The 14,087-nt window shown below is 73.0% G+C and carries 16 protein-coding genes and 2 riboswitches; of the genes, 8 read left to right on the forward strand and 8 right to left on the reverse strand.

Features of this window, described 5'->3' with window-relative positions; genetic code table 11:
* Positions 1–73: 73 nt before the first annotated feature.
* Entirely contained in the window at positions 74–1,264 is a 1,191-nt protein-coding gene (locus tag ACZ4NT_RS32945) for an acyl-CoA dehydrogenase family protein (RefSeq protein ID WP_467728710.1), read from the reverse strand.
* Positions 1,265–1,587: 323 nt separating this feature from the next.
* On the opposite strand from ACZ4NT_RS32945, the gene ACZ4NT_RS32950 reads away from it, so the two are divergent.
* Positions 1,588–2,127: a TetR/AcrR family transcriptional regulator C-terminal domain-containing protein gene (locus ACZ4NT_RS32950; protein ID WP_467728712.1), complete on the forward strand. Its 540-nt coding sequence runs from the start codon at positions 1,588–1,590 to the stop codon at positions 2,125–2,127.
* Positions 2,128–2,213: 86 nt separating this feature from the next.
* Here the strand turns inward: ACZ4NT_RS32950 and ACZ4NT_RS32955 are convergent, their stop codons facing one another.
* Both ACZ4NT_RS32955 and ACZ4NT_RS32960 read right to left on the reverse strand, forming a co-directional pair.
* Positions 2,214–2,993 carry a CbtA family protein gene (locus ACZ4NT_RS32955; RefSeq protein WP_121408255.1) on the reverse strand — a complete coding sequence of 260 codons (780 nt, stop codon included), beginning with the start codon at positions 2,991–2,993 and terminating at the stop codon, positions 2,214–2,216.
* Positions 2,994–3,018: 25 nt separating this feature from the next.
* Positions 3,019–3,240 carry a CbtB domain-containing protein gene (locus ACZ4NT_RS32960; protein ID WP_121408256.1) on the reverse strand — a complete coding sequence of 74 codons (222 nt, stop codon included), beginning with the start codon at positions 3,238–3,240 and terminating at the stop codon, positions 3,019–3,021.
* Between the two features lie 37 nt (positions 3,241–3,277).
* Positions 3,278–3,438, reverse strand: a riboswitch (cobalamin riboswitch).
* Positions 3,439–3,563: 125 nt separating this feature from the next.
* Here ACZ4NT_RS32960 and ACZ4NT_RS32965 point away from each other — a divergent pair.
* Positions 3,564–4,145, forward strand: coding sequence for a histidine phosphatase family protein (locus ACZ4NT_RS32965; protein WP_467728715.1), 582 nt, complete (start codon positions 3,564–3,566; stop codon positions 4,143–4,145).
* 74 nt (positions 4,146–4,219) lie between these two features.
* Here the strand turns inward: ACZ4NT_RS32965 and ACZ4NT_RS32970 are convergent, their stop codons facing one another.
* Entirely contained in the window at positions 4,220–4,585 is a 366-nt protein-coding gene (locus ACZ4NT_RS32970; protein WP_121408258.1) for a four-helix bundle copper-binding protein, read from the reverse strand.
* A 179-nt stretch (positions 4,586–4,764) separates the two neighbouring features.
* Between ACZ4NT_RS32970 and ACZ4NT_RS32975 the strand changes: the two genes are divergently transcribed.
* The 4 genes from ACZ4NT_RS32975 to metX all read left to right on the forward strand — a co-directional run bounded on the left by ACZ4NT_RS32975 (position 4,765) and on the right by metX (position 8,869).
* Positions 4,765–5,133 (forward strand): DUF6479 family protein, encoded by a 369-nt coding sequence (locus tag ACZ4NT_RS32975; RefSeq protein WP_121408259.1) that lies wholly within the window; start codon positions 4,765–4,767, stop codon positions 5,131–5,133.
* Positions 5,134–5,560: 427 nt separating this feature from the next.
* The gene (locus ACZ4NT_RS32980) at positions 5,561–6,064 is read left to right on the forward strand and encodes a GNAT family N-acetyltransferase (protein ID WP_183117171.1); all 504 of its coding nucleotides are present in this window, start codon (positions 5,561–5,563) and stop codon (positions 6,062–6,064) included.
* A gap of 295 nt (positions 6,065–6,359) precedes the next feature.
* Positions 6,360–7,721: a bifunctional o-acetylhomoserine/o-acetylserine sulfhydrylase gene (locus ACZ4NT_RS32985; protein WP_121408261.1), complete on the forward strand. Its 1,362-nt coding sequence runs from the start codon at positions 6,360–6,362 to the stop codon at positions 7,719–7,721.
* Between the two features lie 5 nt (positions 7,722–7,726).
* Positions 7,727–8,869: a homoserine O-acetyltransferase MetX gene (gene metX, locus ACZ4NT_RS32990; protein ID WP_467728784.1), complete on the forward strand. Its 1,143-nt coding sequence runs from the start codon at positions 7,727–7,729 to the stop codon at positions 8,867–8,869.
* A 22-nt stretch (positions 8,870–8,891) separates the two neighbouring features.
* Here the strand turns inward: metX and ACZ4NT_RS32995 are convergent, their stop codons facing one another.
* The 4 genes from ACZ4NT_RS32995 to ACZ4NT_RS33010 form a co-directional block, all read right to left on the reverse strand.
* Positions 8,892–10,301 (reverse strand): NtaA/DmoA family FMN-dependent monooxygenase, encoded by a 1,410-nt coding sequence (locus tag ACZ4NT_RS32995; protein WP_467728718.1) that lies wholly within the window; start codon positions 10,299–10,301, stop codon positions 8,892–8,894.
* 17 nt (positions 10,302–10,318) lie between these two features.
* Positions 10,319–11,557: an LLM class flavin-dependent oxidoreductase gene (locus tag ACZ4NT_RS33000; RefSeq protein ID WP_467728720.1), complete on the reverse strand. Its 1,239-nt coding sequence runs from the start codon at positions 11,555–11,557 to the stop codon at positions 10,319–10,321.
* Between the two features lie 49 nt (positions 11,558–11,606).
* Positions 11,607–11,732, reverse strand: coding sequence for a putative leader peptide (locus tag ACZ4NT_RS33005; RefSeq protein ID WP_467728722.1), 126 nt, complete (start codon positions 11,730–11,732; stop codon positions 11,607–11,609).
* Positions 11,733–11,864: 132 nt separating this feature from the next.
* Positions 11,865–12,596 (reverse strand): GNAT family N-acetyltransferase, encoded by a 732-nt coding sequence (locus tag ACZ4NT_RS33010; RefSeq protein ID WP_467728724.1) that lies wholly within the window; start codon positions 12,594–12,596, stop codon positions 11,865–11,867.
* A 301-nt stretch (positions 12,597–12,897) separates the two neighbouring features.
* Positions 12,898–13,040: riboswitch (SAM riboswitch) on the forward strand.
* 35 nt (positions 13,041–13,075) lie between these two features.
* Here ACZ4NT_RS33010 and ACZ4NT_RS33015 point away from each other — a divergent pair.
* On the forward strand, positions 13,076–13,141 hold the full coding sequence (locus tag ACZ4NT_RS33015) for a putative leader peptide (RefSeq protein WP_351121255.1): 66 nt from the start codon (positions 13,076–13,078) through the stop codon (positions 13,139–13,141).
* A gap of 92 nt (positions 13,142–13,233) precedes the next feature.
* A complete protein-coding gene (locus ACZ4NT_RS33020; protein ID WP_121408266.1) occupies positions 13,234–13,959 on the forward strand; it encodes a glutathione S-transferase C-terminal domain-containing protein in 726 nt (241 codons plus the stop codon).
* The last annotated feature ends 128 nt before the right edge of the window (positions 13,960–14,087 follow it).

The following is a 14,087-nucleotide window of genomic DNA, read 5'->3' on the forward strand; positions in this document are numbered from 1 at the left end:
CTCCGCTCCGGACCCCGGATCGGAGCGGACCGCCGGTGGGTCCGAGACGGTCATGCCGCCTCGGGGGCCGCCCCTAACGGCGTACGCGGGGCATGCCCAGGCCGATCCAGGAGATGATCTCGCGCTGGATCTCGTTGTTGCCGCCACCGAAGGTGAAGATCACCGCCGAGCGGTAGCCGCGCTCCAGCTCGCCGTGCAGGACGGCTCCCGCCGAGCCCTCCTTCAGGACCCCCGGCGCGGCGACGACCTCCATCAGCCAGGCATAGGCGTCCCGGCGCGCCTCGGAGCCGAAGACCTTCACGGCGGAGGCGTCCTGGGGGGTGAGCGTGCCCTCCTGGACGGCGTTCACCATCTGCCAGTTGAGGAGTTTCATCGCGTCGAGCCGGGTGTGGGTCTGGGCCAGGCGCCGGCGGACCCAGGGCAGGTCGACGACGCGTCGGCCGTCGGCGAGCTTGGTCTCCATCGCCCAGCGCTGCACGTCGTGCAGGGCGCGGATCGCCATGGTCCCGTGGGCGGCGAGCGTGACCCGCTCGTGGTTGAGCTGGTTGGTGATCAGCCGCCAGCCCTTGTTCTCCTCGCCGACCCGGCGGGAGGCGGGGACACGGATGTTCTCGTAGTAGCTCGCCGTGGTGTCGTGCGAGGCGAGGGTGTTGATGAGGGTGCAGGAGTAGCCGGGGTCGGAGGTCGGTACGAGCAGCATGGTGATGCCCTTGTGCGGCGGCGCGTCCGGATCGGTGCGCACGGCGAGCCAGACCCAGTCGGCGGTGTCGCCGTTGGTCGTCCAGATCTTCTGGCCGTCGACCGTGTAGTGACCGGTGGCCTCGTCCCCCTCCCGTACGGCCCTGGTCCTGAGCGCGGCCAGGTCCGTCCCCGCGTCGGGCTCGCTGTAGCCGATGGCGAAGTCGATCTCCCCGGAGAGGATCTTCGGCAGGAAGTACGCCTTCTGCTCCTCCGTGCCGAACTGCATGATGGTCGGGCCGACGGTGTTGAGTGCCATCAGCGGCAGCGGCACCCCCGCCTGGGCCGCCTCGTCGAAGAAGATGAACTGCTCCATCGGGCTCAGTCCGCGTCCGCCGTACTCCTCGGGCCAGCCCACGCCGAGCCAGCCGTCCCTGCCGAGCCTGCGGATGGTCTCGCGGTAGAAGCGCTTCTGCGCCGCCGGGTCGGTGTAGCGGGCGTAGGCGTGGTCCGGCACCAACTGGGCGAAGTAGCCGCGCAGTTCGGTGCGCAGCTGCTGCTGCTCGGGCGTGTATTCGAGATGCACGGCGCCTCCTGGCTCCCAGTGGATCGACTGGTCCCACCCGGACTTGACGGCGCACACAGTAGAACTCGTTCCAGAAATTGGGAATGCCGATGACGCGCCCCGGGGCGCCCGGCCACCGCGTGACCGGAACTCCCGCCGTCGTCCGGCACATGTTCCGGACGACGCGCTGGACGTAGCATGCGGGGAGACCCCGAAACCGGCTCGCCCGCCGGTTTTACCCAACGTGGACGAAACGGCCCCACCACCAACCTGGACCGACGCCCCTCATGAAGACCGACAAGCACGACGCGGGAGGCGGGCGGCAGACCCCTCCCCTCAGACCGGTGCTGAATCGTGCCTGCATCGCCGCGGCGGCGCTGGCACTGATCGACGTCAACGGACTGCGCGCCTTCTCGATGCGCAAGCTCGGAGCGGGTCTCGGCGTGGACCCGATGGCGGCGTACCGCTATTTCAAGGACCAGGAAGCGCTCTTCGACGGTGTCGCCGAACTCCTCCTCGGCGAGGTCGACTTCGAGTCGCTGCCCTGGGACGGCTCCTGGCGGGCGGTGGCCGGCCAGTACTGCCGGCGGCTGCGCAGCGCGCTGCTGGGCCACCCGCACGCCGTCGCCGTGTTCGCGACGCATCCGGTGCGCTCACGGGCGGCGACGGATGCCTGCGCACGCCTCACCGGTCATCTCGCCGCGGCGGGCTTCGGCACCGTCCAGGGCGGCCGGATCACCCACAGCCTGCGCGAGTTCACCGTCGGACACGCCCTGAGCGTCGCGGCGATGCCCCGGGGCGGGGAGGCGGCCGGCGACGATCCCTCGGAGCGGTTCGAGACGGGGCTCACCGCGATGCTGGACGGATTCGAGCGACTGCTCTGACGAGGAGCGCCGCCTCGCGCAACGGGCCGTCCGCAGACGGGAGGGCGGGTCCCGGTCGACCGGGACCCGCCCTGTTCTCCGCACGCTCAGGGAGCCACGGGAGCCGCCGGAACGGCCGCCGCCTTGTCCTCCGTGCCCTGCGCGGTGGCCTTCGCGGGCGCCAACAGGCGCTCGGCCAACACGCCGAAGACGAGCCCGAAGGTGGTCCACAACGCCAGCTGGATCGTCAGTGCCGCCAGACGGAACTGCCACAGCAGGGTGCCCGAGAAGTCCTTCGGCACCTCGTCGACCGCCGGGAGGAACGCGTAGGCGAGGCCCACGAGAAGGACGAAGAAGGCACCGGCGGCCAGCGTGGCGTTCCAGTTGCCCAGCCGCGGCGCGAGGCGCTTGCCGAGGATCACGGTCGCGACGGCCAGCAGCACGCTGAGCACCATCATCAGGAAGTAGAGCGTCGTGCGTGTGCCGATGGTGTCGGCGTCACCGACGGACGGCGGATTGGCCGGGTACTTGAGGAACGGCACGACGTACACCGCGAGCAGACCCGCCGTCGACAGCAGCAGCGCACTCGCGCGCGGCCCGAACCGGCCGATGCGTCCGAGGGCGAAGCAGTAGGCGAGGGCCGCGATGCCGCCGAAGGCGATGCCGTACACGAGCACACCGGTGGCCAGGCCTCCGGTGGACTGCATCGTGCGGGTCACCACCTCCACGCCGTGTTCGTGGTGGTGCGCGTGCGACTCCTCGTAGGCGATGGCGGCGTCCACCCGGGACTCACCGAGGAAGTACGCCACGACCAGGGCGAGCAGGCCGGCGGCGAGACCCGCCAGCATGCCGCGCACCAGGAGATTTCTGACTGTTGCTGAGTTCATCGACTCGTACGCTTCCTTGTCGCCGTCAGTGGCAGGGGAAGCCGAGCAGGTGGCGGGCGTCGTGCACCCATTCGTGAACGTTCTCGCCGGAGACGAGGGCGGTGGCGCCCTGTTCGGCACCGACGAAGTAGAGCAGGACCAGCATCAGGATGCCGAAGAAGACCGCCCAGGGAGCGATCGCGCCGATCGGCAGCTTCGCGGGAACGGCGGTGGGGGTGACGCTCGGCTGAGCGACGGACTGCGCCATGTGGCAGGACCTCCTGGGGAACTCGCGTCCCATCGTGGTGGTGCACAGGACGACGGCTGCGGGTCTGACTTGCCCGGCCTCCACCGCCCCTGGAGGGAGCGGCTGTTGCCGGGCTTACAGTGGCGCGACCGTGCCGGACTCTCACCGGGCTTCCGCCGTACCGTCGTCAATATCGTCGAGACCGTACCGCGAAGCGGAGGTCCGGCCAAGGGCGCACGGGAGGCGCCGCGTGCGCCCCACGTGCCGGGTTTACCGTCAACTCACTTCCCACATACGGGTTTTGAGGCCGGGTACGGACGCAATCGACTCATGAAAGCAGGTTCATGACCACGCGAGTGACCTTGATCTCAGCCGCGTCGAGCACCGCGCTGCGCGAGGCCCGTTTCGACGACGGCTGCTCCCTCGACGCCGGTGGGCTGCGGCTCGCGAGGGCCGCCGCGGGCACGCTCCCGGCGGTGCGCGAACCGTGGGTCTCCCCCAGCGTGCGCTGCCGGGAGACCGCCGCCGCGCTCGGGCTGGACGCCGTCGAGGTGACGGAACTGGCCGGTCTCGACGTGGGACGGTGGCGCGGCGCGACCTTGGACGAGGTGGGCGGGCGGGAGCCGGAGGCGGTCGTGCGGTGGCTGGCGGACCCGGAGTGCGCTCCGCACGGCGGGGAATCGGTCCGTGAGTTCTGCGACCGGGTCGCCCGCGGGCTGGCCACGGCCGGCCGCACCGGGGGGCGCGTGGTCGCCGTCGTGGAGCCGGAGGTCGTGCGGGCGGCGCTGGTGAGGGCTCTCGGAGCACCCGAGGCGGCGTTCTGGCGGGTCGACGTGCCGCCGCTGACCGCCACGGAACTCAGCGGCCGCTCGGACCGCTGGAACGTCCGGCCCGGGCGCCCGCTGCCCGGTGCTGATCCCGGCTGAGCAGGCGCGCCGCCGGTCCGCACCTCGCCGTCGCAGGCGGCGCCGGTGGCGACGGTCCCCGGACCGCGGGCGTGTCAGCGCAGGGTGGCCATGAAGTCCATGCACGCCTGGGCGCACTCGCGGCAGGCCTTCGCGCTGTCCTCCGCGCCGGGGTGGTCGTCGAAGACGTCGGCGGACTCCAGACAGACGTCCCGGCACCAGGCGAGCTGGACGCGCATGCCCGCTTCGTCCATGCCGTTCTGCTCGGAGAGCATCCGGCACGTCGCGTCGCACACCTCCGCGCACATGATGCCCTTGCGGCGTACGAGTTCCTGCTCTCTCGGCCCGTCCGGATCCGTGAGGCTCGCGCGCAGCGCGCACGTCCGCGCACACTCCGTACACGCCTGGGCGCACGTGAACCGGTCCTCAAGGAACCGGAAGAGCTCCTGCTCGGATGTCATTGAGGTCACACGGTCCGGGTTGCCGCGCCGGCCCCGGTCAAACCCGGCGCCCGCCGCCCGTGCGGAACCCGGTGTCCGCGGAAGCCGCGGGTGCGGAGTGCGGCGCTCCCGGAGGGCCCGGTTCGTGTGTGGCCCGAGGGGTACTCGCGCGCCAGGAACACTCAAGGGACGGATGCGCCATGAGCACACTTGGATACGACGTGGCGGCGAATCACGGTCTCGTGGCCGGCTTCGCACCGGTGGTGATCGGTCTGGTCGTCGTGGCTCTGCTGGGCGGCGCCATGTGGATGGGCAGCCGGGTGCGCCGCGAGGAGCCCCCGCGGCCGCGGGCCGACGAGCAGCCGAAGCTCCCCGAGGGCGGGCCGGTGTTCGAGGTGACCGAGAACCGCGAACCCGACGAGGTGCCTCGCAGCGACGAGCGCCTGACCCCGTACCAACTGGCGGCGCACGGCAACATCGCGTCCAAGCCGAGCCAGGACCGGACTCGGCAGCGGTGGAGTCACGGCTCCAGCGGCTCCTTCGGCGGCGGCGGCTCGGGCTCCCACTAGGAGCCGCCCCACCCGGCCGGCCCCGGCGGGCCTCCCGGCCCGTGACCGGGCCTGCCGCCGCCGCACGCGGCCCGCAGCAGACCCGCCGGCGTCGTCGCGACGGCCGGCTGCGGGCGTACCCGGGACGCCGCCGCGGCGCGCTCCGGGCGCGGTCACGCCGCCGTGCGCCGTCCGCACCGGGATCGTGGCGCGGGCGGGTGCGTTCGGCATGCGGGCGCGTGCCGCCGACGGGGGTCGGTGGCGGGCCCGCGGTCGGCCGAACCGGCAGGCAGGTCCACCCGCGCCCGTCACGAAGGCGCCTTCACGAACGCACTGTTTCCGTTCTGCGAACAACGGGCCGTCGGGGAGGACACGCGTCCTCGGCCGGGGTGACCATGCAGGGGCACGGGCGCACGCACCCCGCGCCCTCCTCCCCGCAAGGAAGCACATGAGCCTGCCGTCCGCGACCCTCCAGTGGAGATCCGTCAGCTGGGACGCCGCCGCGGCGGTCCGGCTGCGGGAGCTGATGTCCGCCGAACTGGCCCCCCGCTACGCCCCTGTCGAGCACCGTCGGGTCCGCGCCCCCCAGCCGTCGGCGGACGAGATCGTCGTCACCTGGGTCGCCTACGCGGACGGCGTCCCCGTGGCGACCGCCTCACTCCGCAGACTCCCGGACCGGCACGAGGTCAAGCGGCTTTTCGTCCACGGCGAGCACCGCCGCCGGGGCCTCGCCGGAGCGGCGCTGCGCGCGGTGGAGTCGACGGCCCTCGGGCTCGGCATCGAGCGGCTGTGGCTCCAGACGGGCGCGCTCCAGCCGGAGGCCCGGGCGCTCTACGTACGGGAGGGATGGGAGCGGGTCCGGCCCTACCCGCCGTACGACCGCAACCCGTTGAGCGTCTGCTTCAGCAAGGCGCTCGTCCCGGTCCCCGGCGCTCCGGCCGATGTCGTCTGAACACGCGGGGGCGTCCGCGACAACCACGTCCCGCCCCGCCGCCGGACGGGAGCCGGCCGGCCGGGGCCCCCTCCCCCGCCGCGCGACCGTGCTCGTGACCCGTCGCCATGTCGACCACATGCGTGCCACCACCACCGCCTGTACCGGCGCGAGCTGACCGTCCGCTCCGGCACCGGGACGGTCCCGGACTCCGTCCGCACCCGTGCCGCCCTTCATCTCGGCGGGCCCGGCACGCATCCGTGCCCGCCCCGCACCCGTACACGCCGCGCCCTTCCACGCCGCACAAGGGAGAACCATGAGCCAGCCGATCGACTCAGTCACCGCAGGTCACACCCCCGAGGAGGAGCCCGCGGGGCCCGACACCTCGGCCTGGTCCTTCGAAACGAAGCAGGTCCACGCCGGTGCCGTGCCCGACCCGGCGACCGGGGCGCGGGCGGTGCCGATCTACCAGACGAGCTCCTTCGTCTTCCGCGACACCCGGCACGCGGCGGACCTGTTCTCGCTCGCCGAGCCCGGCAACATCTACACCCGCATCCACAACCCCACGCAGGACGTCTTCGAACAGCGCGTCGCCGCGCTGGAGGGCGGGGTGGCCGCGGTCGCCCTCGCCTCCGGTCAGGCCGCGGAGACCCTGGCGATCCTGACGCTGGCGAGCGCCGGTGACCACATCGTCTCCAGCACGTCCCTCTACGGCGGGACCTACAACCTCTTCCGCCACACACTGCCCAAGTTCGGCATCGAGGTGTCGTTCGTCGACGACCCGGACGACGTCGAGGCCTGGCGGGCGGCGATCCGGCCCACCACCAAGGCGCTGTTCGCCGAGACGCTGGGCAACCCGCGCGGCAACGTCCTCGACGTGCGGGCGGTGGCGGACGTCGCCCACGAGGCCGGCCTCCCGCTGATCGTGGACAACACCGTGCCCACCCCCTTCCTGCTGCGGCCGATCGAGCACGGCGCCGACATCGTGGTCCACTCGGCGACCAAGTTCCTCGGCGGGCACGGCACCACGATCGCCGGCGTCGTCGTGGACGGCGGGACGTTCGACTTCGGTGCGCACCCCGACCGGTTCGCCGACTTCAGCGAGCCGGACCCGAGCTACCACGGGTTGCGCTACTGGCCCGCGCTCGGCCCGGGCGCCTTCGCGGTCAAACTGCGGGTGCAGTTGCTGCGCGACATCGGCCCCGCCCTGTCGCCGCACTCCGCGTTCCTGCTCCTGCAGGGCGTCGAGACGCTGTCCCTGCGCATCGAACGGCACTCGGCCAACGCCCAGGCCCTCGCCGAGTGGCTGGAGCAGCGCGACGAGGTCGCCGCCGTCCACTATCCGGGGCTCGCGTCCAACCGGTGGTACGAGGCCGGGCAGCGGTACCTGCCGCGCGGTGCGGGCGCCGTACTGGCCTTCGAACTGCGGGACGGTGTCGAGGCCGGCAAGCGGTTCGTGGACGCCGTCGAACTGTTCAGTCATCTCGCCAACATCGGTGACGTCCGCAGCCTCATCATCCATCCGGCGTCGACGACCCACAGCCAGCTCGACGAGGCCGGGCTGGCGGCGACCGGGACCTCGCCCGGCCTGGTGCGCCTGTCGGTCGGCATCGAGAACCTCGCGGACCTCAAGGCGGATCTGGAGGCCGGCTTCCGCGCGGCGAAGGGCGCGTCCTGAACGGCCTGCCGACGACCTCCGGGGTCTCCCTTCCGCCGGCCTCGGGGGCCTGGCGGGAGGGGGACCCCGCCGGGCGGCGCCGGTGGCACGTCCGGGAGAAGCCGCTGCCCCTGGAGGCCGGCGGCGAACTGCCGGGTGTGCGCCTGGCGTTCGAGACCTGGGGGCGGCTCGCACCGGACGGGGGAAACGCCGTCCTGGTGCTGCACGCGCTCACCGGCGACAGTCACGTGGCCGGACCCGCGGGCCCGGGTCATCCGACTCCGGGCTGGTGGGACGGCCTGGTGGGAGCCGGGCGGGCCCTCGACACCGACCGCTGGTTCGTGGTCGCCCCGAACGTGCTCGGCGGCTGCCAGGGCAGCACGGGACCCGCTTCACGGCGTCCCGGCGGACGGAGCTGGGGCAGCGACTTCCCCTTCCTGACGCAGCGTGACCAGGTGGCGGCCGAGGCCGACCTGGCCGATGCGCTCGGCATCGGCCGCTGGGCGCTGGTCGTCGGCGGCTCGATGGGCGGGATGCGCGCGTTGGAGTGGGCCGTGTCGTACCCGGAGCGCACGGACGCACTGCTGCTGCTGGCGACGGTCGCCGCGGCGAGCGCCGAGCAGATCGCGTGGGCGGCGGTCCAGGTCCACGCGATCCGCGCCGATCCCCGCTGGCGGGGCGGCGACTACCACGACGCGGGGCCCGGTCTCGGCCCGCACCTGGGACTCGGACTGGCTCGCCGGCTCGCCCATGTCACCTATCGCAGCGAGCCGGAGCTGCACACTCGTTTCGGCCGTTCCCCCCAGCGCGACGAGGACCCGTGGGACGGCGGCAGGTACCAGGTCGAGTCCTATCTGGACCATCACGCCGACAAACTGGTGCGCCGCTTCGACGCGGGCAGCTACGTCGCCCTGGCCGAGGCCATGAACAGTCACGACGTGGGCCGCGGCCGGGGCGGCACCCGCGCCGCGCTGCGCCGCGTGCGGGCCCGGACCCTCGTCGCCGCGGTCGAATCGGACCGGCTCTATCCTCCGTACCAGCAGGCGGAGTTGGCGGCCGGGATCGGCTCTGCGGACCGGCTCCGCACGGTCCGGTCGCCGTACGGCCACGACGGCTTCCTCATCGAGGTGGAGCAGGTCGCCGCGCTGGTCCGGGAAATTCTGCCCTGAGACGCGCGCGGCGACCGCCCCGTCAGGAGGCCGCCCGGGCGCCCTCCGTGTCCGCGCGGCGGGCGGCGGGCTCGGCCAGGCCGAGGTGGTCGCGCAGCGTGACTCCGGTGTAGTCGTGCCGGAAGACGCCCCGCTCCTGGAGCAGCGGCACGACCGTGTCGGCGAACCGGTCGAGCCCACCGGGCGTGATGTGCGGTACGAGGATGAAACCGTCGGCGGCGTCCGCCTGTACCAGGGTGTCGATGGCCGCGGCGACAGTGGCCGGGGAGCCGACGAAGGTCTGCCGGTTGCCGGTCTCGATGACGAGGTCGCGGATGGACCAGTTGTGCGCGGCGGCGAGCTCCCGCCACTGCCTGGCGGTCGCCAGCGGGTCCCGGTACATCCGTACCTGGGCGCGGCCCCGGGCGACGGTGTGCTCGCCGGGGTCGGGGTCCACGTCGGGCAGCGGGCCGTCCGGGTCGTACCCGGACAGGTCGCGGTTCCAGACGAACTCCAGGTGCCTGATGGCCGTCGCCCCGCTGACCTGCTGACGGCGCACCTCACGGGCCAGTTCCTCCGCCTCGGCGTCCGAGTCGCCGAGGACGAAGGTCGCGGCGGGCAGGATCAGCAGCTGGTCGTGGGTACGGCCGTGGCGTGCGAGGCGGCCCTTGACGTCGGCGTAGAACTCGCGGCCCGCTTCCAGGGTGCCGTGCCGGCTGAAGATGGCGTCCGCGTCGGCCGCGGCGAACTCGCGCCCCTCCTCGGAGTCGCCCGCCTGGAAGATCACCGGGCGGCCCTGCGGGCTGCGCGGCACGTTGAACCGGCCCTCGATGTCGAAATGCTGCCCGCGGTGCTCGAAGGCACCGGCCCGCGCGTGGCGCAGGAAGGTGCCGGTCGCCTGGTCGGCGACGATCTCGTCCCCGTGCCAGGAGTCGAACAGCTCGTTGGCGGTGGCCAGGAACTCCCTGGCCCTGGAGTACCGCTCCCCCTGCGGCAGGAATCCGCCGCGGCGGAAATTCTCCCCGGTGAACGCGTCCCACGAGGTGACGACGTTCCAGGCGGCCCGCCCGTCCGAGAGGTGGTCGAGGCTCGCGAACTGGCGCGCCACCTCGTAGGGCTCGTTGAACGTGGAGTTGATGGTGCCCGTCAGGCCGAGCCGGTCGGTGACGGCGGCGAGGGCCGACAGCACGGTGAAGGTGTCGGGGCGGCCCACGACGTCCAGGTCGTAGATGTGACCGCCTTGTTCGCGCAGCCGCAGGCCCTCGGCGAGGAAGAGGAAGTCGAACTTGGCGCGTTCGGCGGTCCGGGCGAAGTGCGCGAAGGAATCGAACTCGATGTGGCTGCCCGCCTCGGGGTCGCTCCACACGGTGGTGTTGTTGACGCCGGGGAAGTGGGCGGCGAGATGGATCTGCTTCAGGGGCTTGTCGGACGACGTGGTGAACGGCTTGCTCATGGCTGGGGTCCTCGGGCTCAGACGGCGGCGTAGCGGTTCGCGGGGCGGGCGAGGCCGAGCAGGCCGCGCAGGGTGTCGCTCTCGTACGCGCGCCGGAAGGCGTCGCGGCGCTGGAGTTCGGGCACCAGGCCCCGGGTGATCGCCGGAAGGTCGTGACCCGCGACGGCGGGGCGCAACCGGAAGCCGGACAGGCCGCTCACGCTCAACTCCAGCAACAGGTCTGCCAGTTGGGCGGGCGTGCCGGTGAAGATGCGGGCGTCGCTGGTGTACCGGTGTCCCGCCAGGCCGTCCAGCCGGTCCCGGCGGGCCGCCGCCGCGGCGGGGTCGTCGTCCAGGAACACCACCAGGTCGCCGAAGAGGTGCAGCGGTTCCGCGGCGCGGCCTGCCGCGGCCCGGGCGTCCCGGACGGCGGCGACGACGGCATGGGCCTGGTCGGTGTCGTGCGGGGTGACGAATCCGAGGTCCGCCGACCTGGCGAGCAGCCCGAAGGGAGCGCCCGAGGCGGTCTCGTGGGCCAGGGCGCTCACGAGAGGCTGCCCCTGCGGCGGCCGTGGGGTGATCGACGGGCCCTTGACGCTGAAGTGCCGGCTCTCGAAGTCGATGTAGTGCAGCTTGTCGCGGTCGATGAAGCGGCCGGTCGCGGTGTCGCGGATCTCCGCGTCGTCCTCCCAGCTGTCCCACAGGCGGCGCACCGCCTCGACGTAGCCGCCGGCCTCGTCCAGGAGATCGGCGGTCAGCTCCCGCACGGTGGGGGTGTCGATGTCCTCGGCGGCGAATCCGGGGATGGTGCGGCGGCCGAAGTGGGCGGCCTCGTCCGGCCGGGCCGACACCCGGACGCGCAGACCCGCGCGGCCGTTGCTGACGTAGTCCAGGGTGGCGATCGCCTTGGAGATGTGGAACGGCTCGGTGTGGGTGGCGATCACGGTCGGGACCAGCCCGATGTGCCGGGTCAGCGGGGCGACCCTGGCGGCGACGAGCACGGCGTCCAGGCGGCCGCGGACCTGGTCGGTGCGTGAGTCCGGCCCGTTGAAGTGGGAGGACTGCAGGCCGAGGGAGTCCTCGATCGTGACGAAGTCCAGCAGGCCGTGCTCTGCCTCGGTGACGAGTCCGGCCCAGTGGCGGGCGGTGAGGAGTTCATGGGGACGGGACTCGGGCTCGCGCCATGCGGCGGGGTGCCAGCCGGCGCCGTCGAGGGCGACGGCGAGGTGCAGCGGGGAAGTCGGGGACACGACGGAAGTGCCTTCCTGGTCGACCATGGGGAATCGCCGGTCCTCGTCCGGAGGGGCCGGCGGCGTGGGTGCACGGTCAGGGTCGACAGAGCGCGCCGGCCACGCGCAGCAGATCGATGTGCGGCCGGGAGTAGAGGCGCACGCAGCGGCGCGGGGAGAGGGTCGGGACGGGTCGGCGGTGCGCGGACGGCACTTCGCTCATCGTCCCACCTCCGCCTCCGGTCCGGGTGCCCTCGGAAAGGGGCAACGACGCGGCGGCGTTCTTTGTTCCTCGGCATCCCCGGTTCCGGCGCGTGGACCGCCGGTAGCTGCTCGGCGGTGGCCAACACCCCCTTCAGGAGCGGCGGTTCGGCAGTCCCGGAGCCCGGACGAGCAGGAAGTCGGCGCGGTGTCGCACGGTGAAGCCGATGGACTCGTAGAGCCCGAGCGCGGCAGCGTTGGTGGCCTGGGTGTGCAGGAACGCGGAGTCGCCGCGTTCCCGGATGCCCGCCGCGACGGCACGCACCAGCCGGGTGGCCAGACCCCGGCCCCGGTGTGCCGGGTCCGTGCACACCGCGCTGATCTCGGTCCAGCCGGGCAGGCGCATGCGTTCACCGGCCAGGGCGACGAGCCGTCCACCGTGCCTGATGCCCAGATAGGCGCCCAGTTCGAGGCTCCGGGCCAGGACAGGGCCCGGCCGGGTACGGGCCGCGAGGTCCAGGATCTCGGGAACGTCGTCCTGGCCGAGCCGGACCGCCTCCGGCGCCCGCCCGGACCGCAACGACGTGTCGACCAGCTGCACGCCCTCGCCGCGCTCCACGACCTGCCAGCCGTCGGGAGGCCGCGGAACTCCGGTGACCGGTACGACGGCGCCCGGCCCCACCAGGCAGGCCAGGTCGGTCCAGGCGCCCGGGTCCCTCACGTCGGCGAGTGCGACGAACGGTGAGACGTCCACCGGGTAGCGGGCGGCCCGGCCGTTGCGTTCGGCGAGCCGGGCGTGCTGACCGGTCAGCGCGGCCCACGCGGGGTTGTCGAGGGGATGCGGCGCCGACTGCTGCGGCCGGGCCGGGTCGAAGGCGGGGGACATGGTGGCGTCGGGTCTCCATCCGTGGAGGCGGGGCAACGGGGCTCAGGGGCAGGGGAAGGCCGGGCCGGGAGTGCGGAGGGCCCGTGTGCAGGGTGGCGGTCGGGACTCGTACACCGCTGGACGCGCGGGCCTCGACTCTCCCCGGCACACGCCGGGCGGCGGGCGGACGCGTCACCTCGGGGGCGTCCCGTGCCGGCGCCCGGCCGCCCGGCCGCTCCACCGTCCGCATGGTGACCACGTGTTGAGACTCCGCGGACGCCTTCTTGACGCTCTCACGGAGCGCAACGACACTGACGGGGACGGTCACGATTGTCAGCGCCCGCGGGCAGGATCCCTGCTCGTACGGTCATCGGCCCCGGCCCGCTGGCAGGCAACCCTTCCACCGCGACGGGGTGCCCCGGGTGACGACCGGGTTCCGCCGGTGCGGCGGGACAAGCGTGGTCTCGCGTCTCGCGAGCCCCGAGTGCGGACCGGTGGGAATGCCCAGGAACGGTTTGACGAGGCGCCTGCACATCGATCTGTTGCGTGTCTCCAGCGCGTACTAGTCCGAGGACCCGGACCCGTACGAAAGCGCAGTCACTCCGTTCCGTCGCGGCGCCCACGAGGCTGCCGGGACGCCCTCATCCCGTGGAGAGTCATGCCCGAGACCCTGTCGCACGCTTCGCACGCCTCCGGCACCAGCACGCCCAGCCGCATCGGTGTCGGCCTCGCCGGCGGCTTCTACCCGGCCCCGCACCGCTATCGGCTGTACCTGGCCCCGGACTGTCCCCGCTCACTGCGTGTCTCGATCACCCTCGACCTGCTGGGCCTGGGGGACTCCGTCACCACCACCGCCCTGACGCACCCGGACGGCGCCTGCGGCGCTTTCGACGGGTGGGCCTCCCTGCGCAGCGCCTACGAGGCGACCTGGCACCACTACGAGGGTCCGCTCGTGGCGCCCGCCCTCTGCGACCGCTGGACCGGACGCGTCGTCAGCAACCACACGCCCGACATCCTGCGCGATCTGGCCGGTCTGGCCGACCGCACCGGGACGGGTTGCGCGGCGCTCCGCCCGCAGGCCCTCGCCCGCGACATCGAGGCCCTGCGAGAACTCCTCGACACGGACGTCGTACCGGCCGGACAGCCGCGGAGAAGGGCGGCCGCACTCGATCTGCTGGACCGCCGACTCGCGTCGTCGCCGTACGCGTCGGGCCGGAGCCTGACCGCCGCGGACGTGGACCTGTGGGTCGCCCTCGTCCACCTCGGCACCCCCGACGCCCTGGCCCCGTACGCACATCTGCGCGGCTACGTGAGCCGGCTCGCGACGCACCCGGCCTTCCGCGAGACGGCGCACCGGGGAGCCTCCCCCGGAGGCCAGGGGTAGCCTCCCGGGGGGGGGGGGGGGGGCCCCCCCCCCCCCCCCCCCCTCCCCCCCGTTGGGGGCCCCCCGCGGACGTTGTTTCAACCCGTGCGCACTCTTCCCTCGCGCCCTCTTGCGGCACAAAGGGCGGG

This window comes from Streptomyces sp. NPDC026417, assembly GCF_055567695.1.

Excerpts from the sequence above, each read along its gene's own strand:
- ACZ4NT_RS33000 (WP_467728720.1), bottom strand. The coding sequence starts at position 11,557 with ATGGTCGACCAGGAAGGCACTTCCGTCGTGTCCCCGACTTCCCCGCTG.
- ACZ4NT_RS32975 (WP_121408259.1), top strand. The coding sequence starts at position 4,765 with ATGAGCACACTTGGATACGACGTGGCGGCGAATCACGGTCTCGTGGCC.
- ACZ4NT_RS32985 (WP_121408261.1), top strand. The coding sequence starts at position 6,360 with ATGAGCCAGCCGATCGACTCAGTCACCGCAGGTCACACCCCCGAGGAG.
- ACZ4NT_RS32960 (WP_121408256.1), bottom strand. The coding sequence starts at position 3,240 with ATGGCGCAGTCCGTCGCTCAGCCGAGCGTCACCCCCACCGCCGTTCCC.
- ACZ4NT_RS32955 (WP_121408255.1), bottom strand. The coding sequence starts at position 2,993 with ATGAACTCAGCAACAGTCAGAAATCTCCTGGTGCGCGGCATGCTGGCG.
- ACZ4NT_RS32980 (WP_183117171.1), top strand. The coding sequence starts at position 5,561 with ATGAGCCTGCCGTCCGCGACCCTCCAGTGGAGATCCGTCAGCTGGGAC.
- ACZ4NT_RS33020 (WP_121408266.1), top strand. The coding sequence starts at position 13,234 with ATGCCCGAGACCCTGTCGCACGCTTCGCACGCCTCCGGCACCAGCACG.
- ACZ4NT_RS32970 (WP_121408258.1), bottom strand. The coding sequence starts at position 4,585 with ATGACATCCGAGCAGGAGCTCTTCCGGTTCCTTGAGGACCGGTTCACG.
- ACZ4NT_RS32995 (WP_467728718.1), bottom strand. The coding sequence starts at position 10,301 with ATGAGCAAGCCGTTCACCACGTCGTCCGACAAGCCCCTGAAGCAGATC.
- ACZ4NT_RS33010 (WP_467728724.1), bottom strand. The coding sequence starts at position 12,596 with ATGTCCCCCGCCTTCGACCCGGCCCGGCCGCAGCAGTCGGCGCCGCAT.
- ACZ4NT_RS33005 (WP_467728722.1), bottom strand. The coding sequence starts at position 11,732 with ATGAGCGAAGTGCCGTCCGCGCACCGCCGACCCGTCCCGACCCTCTCC.
- ACZ4NT_RS32965 (WP_467728715.1), top strand. The coding sequence starts at position 3,564 with ATGACCACGCGAGTGACCTTGATCTCAGCCGCGTCGAGCACCGCGCTG.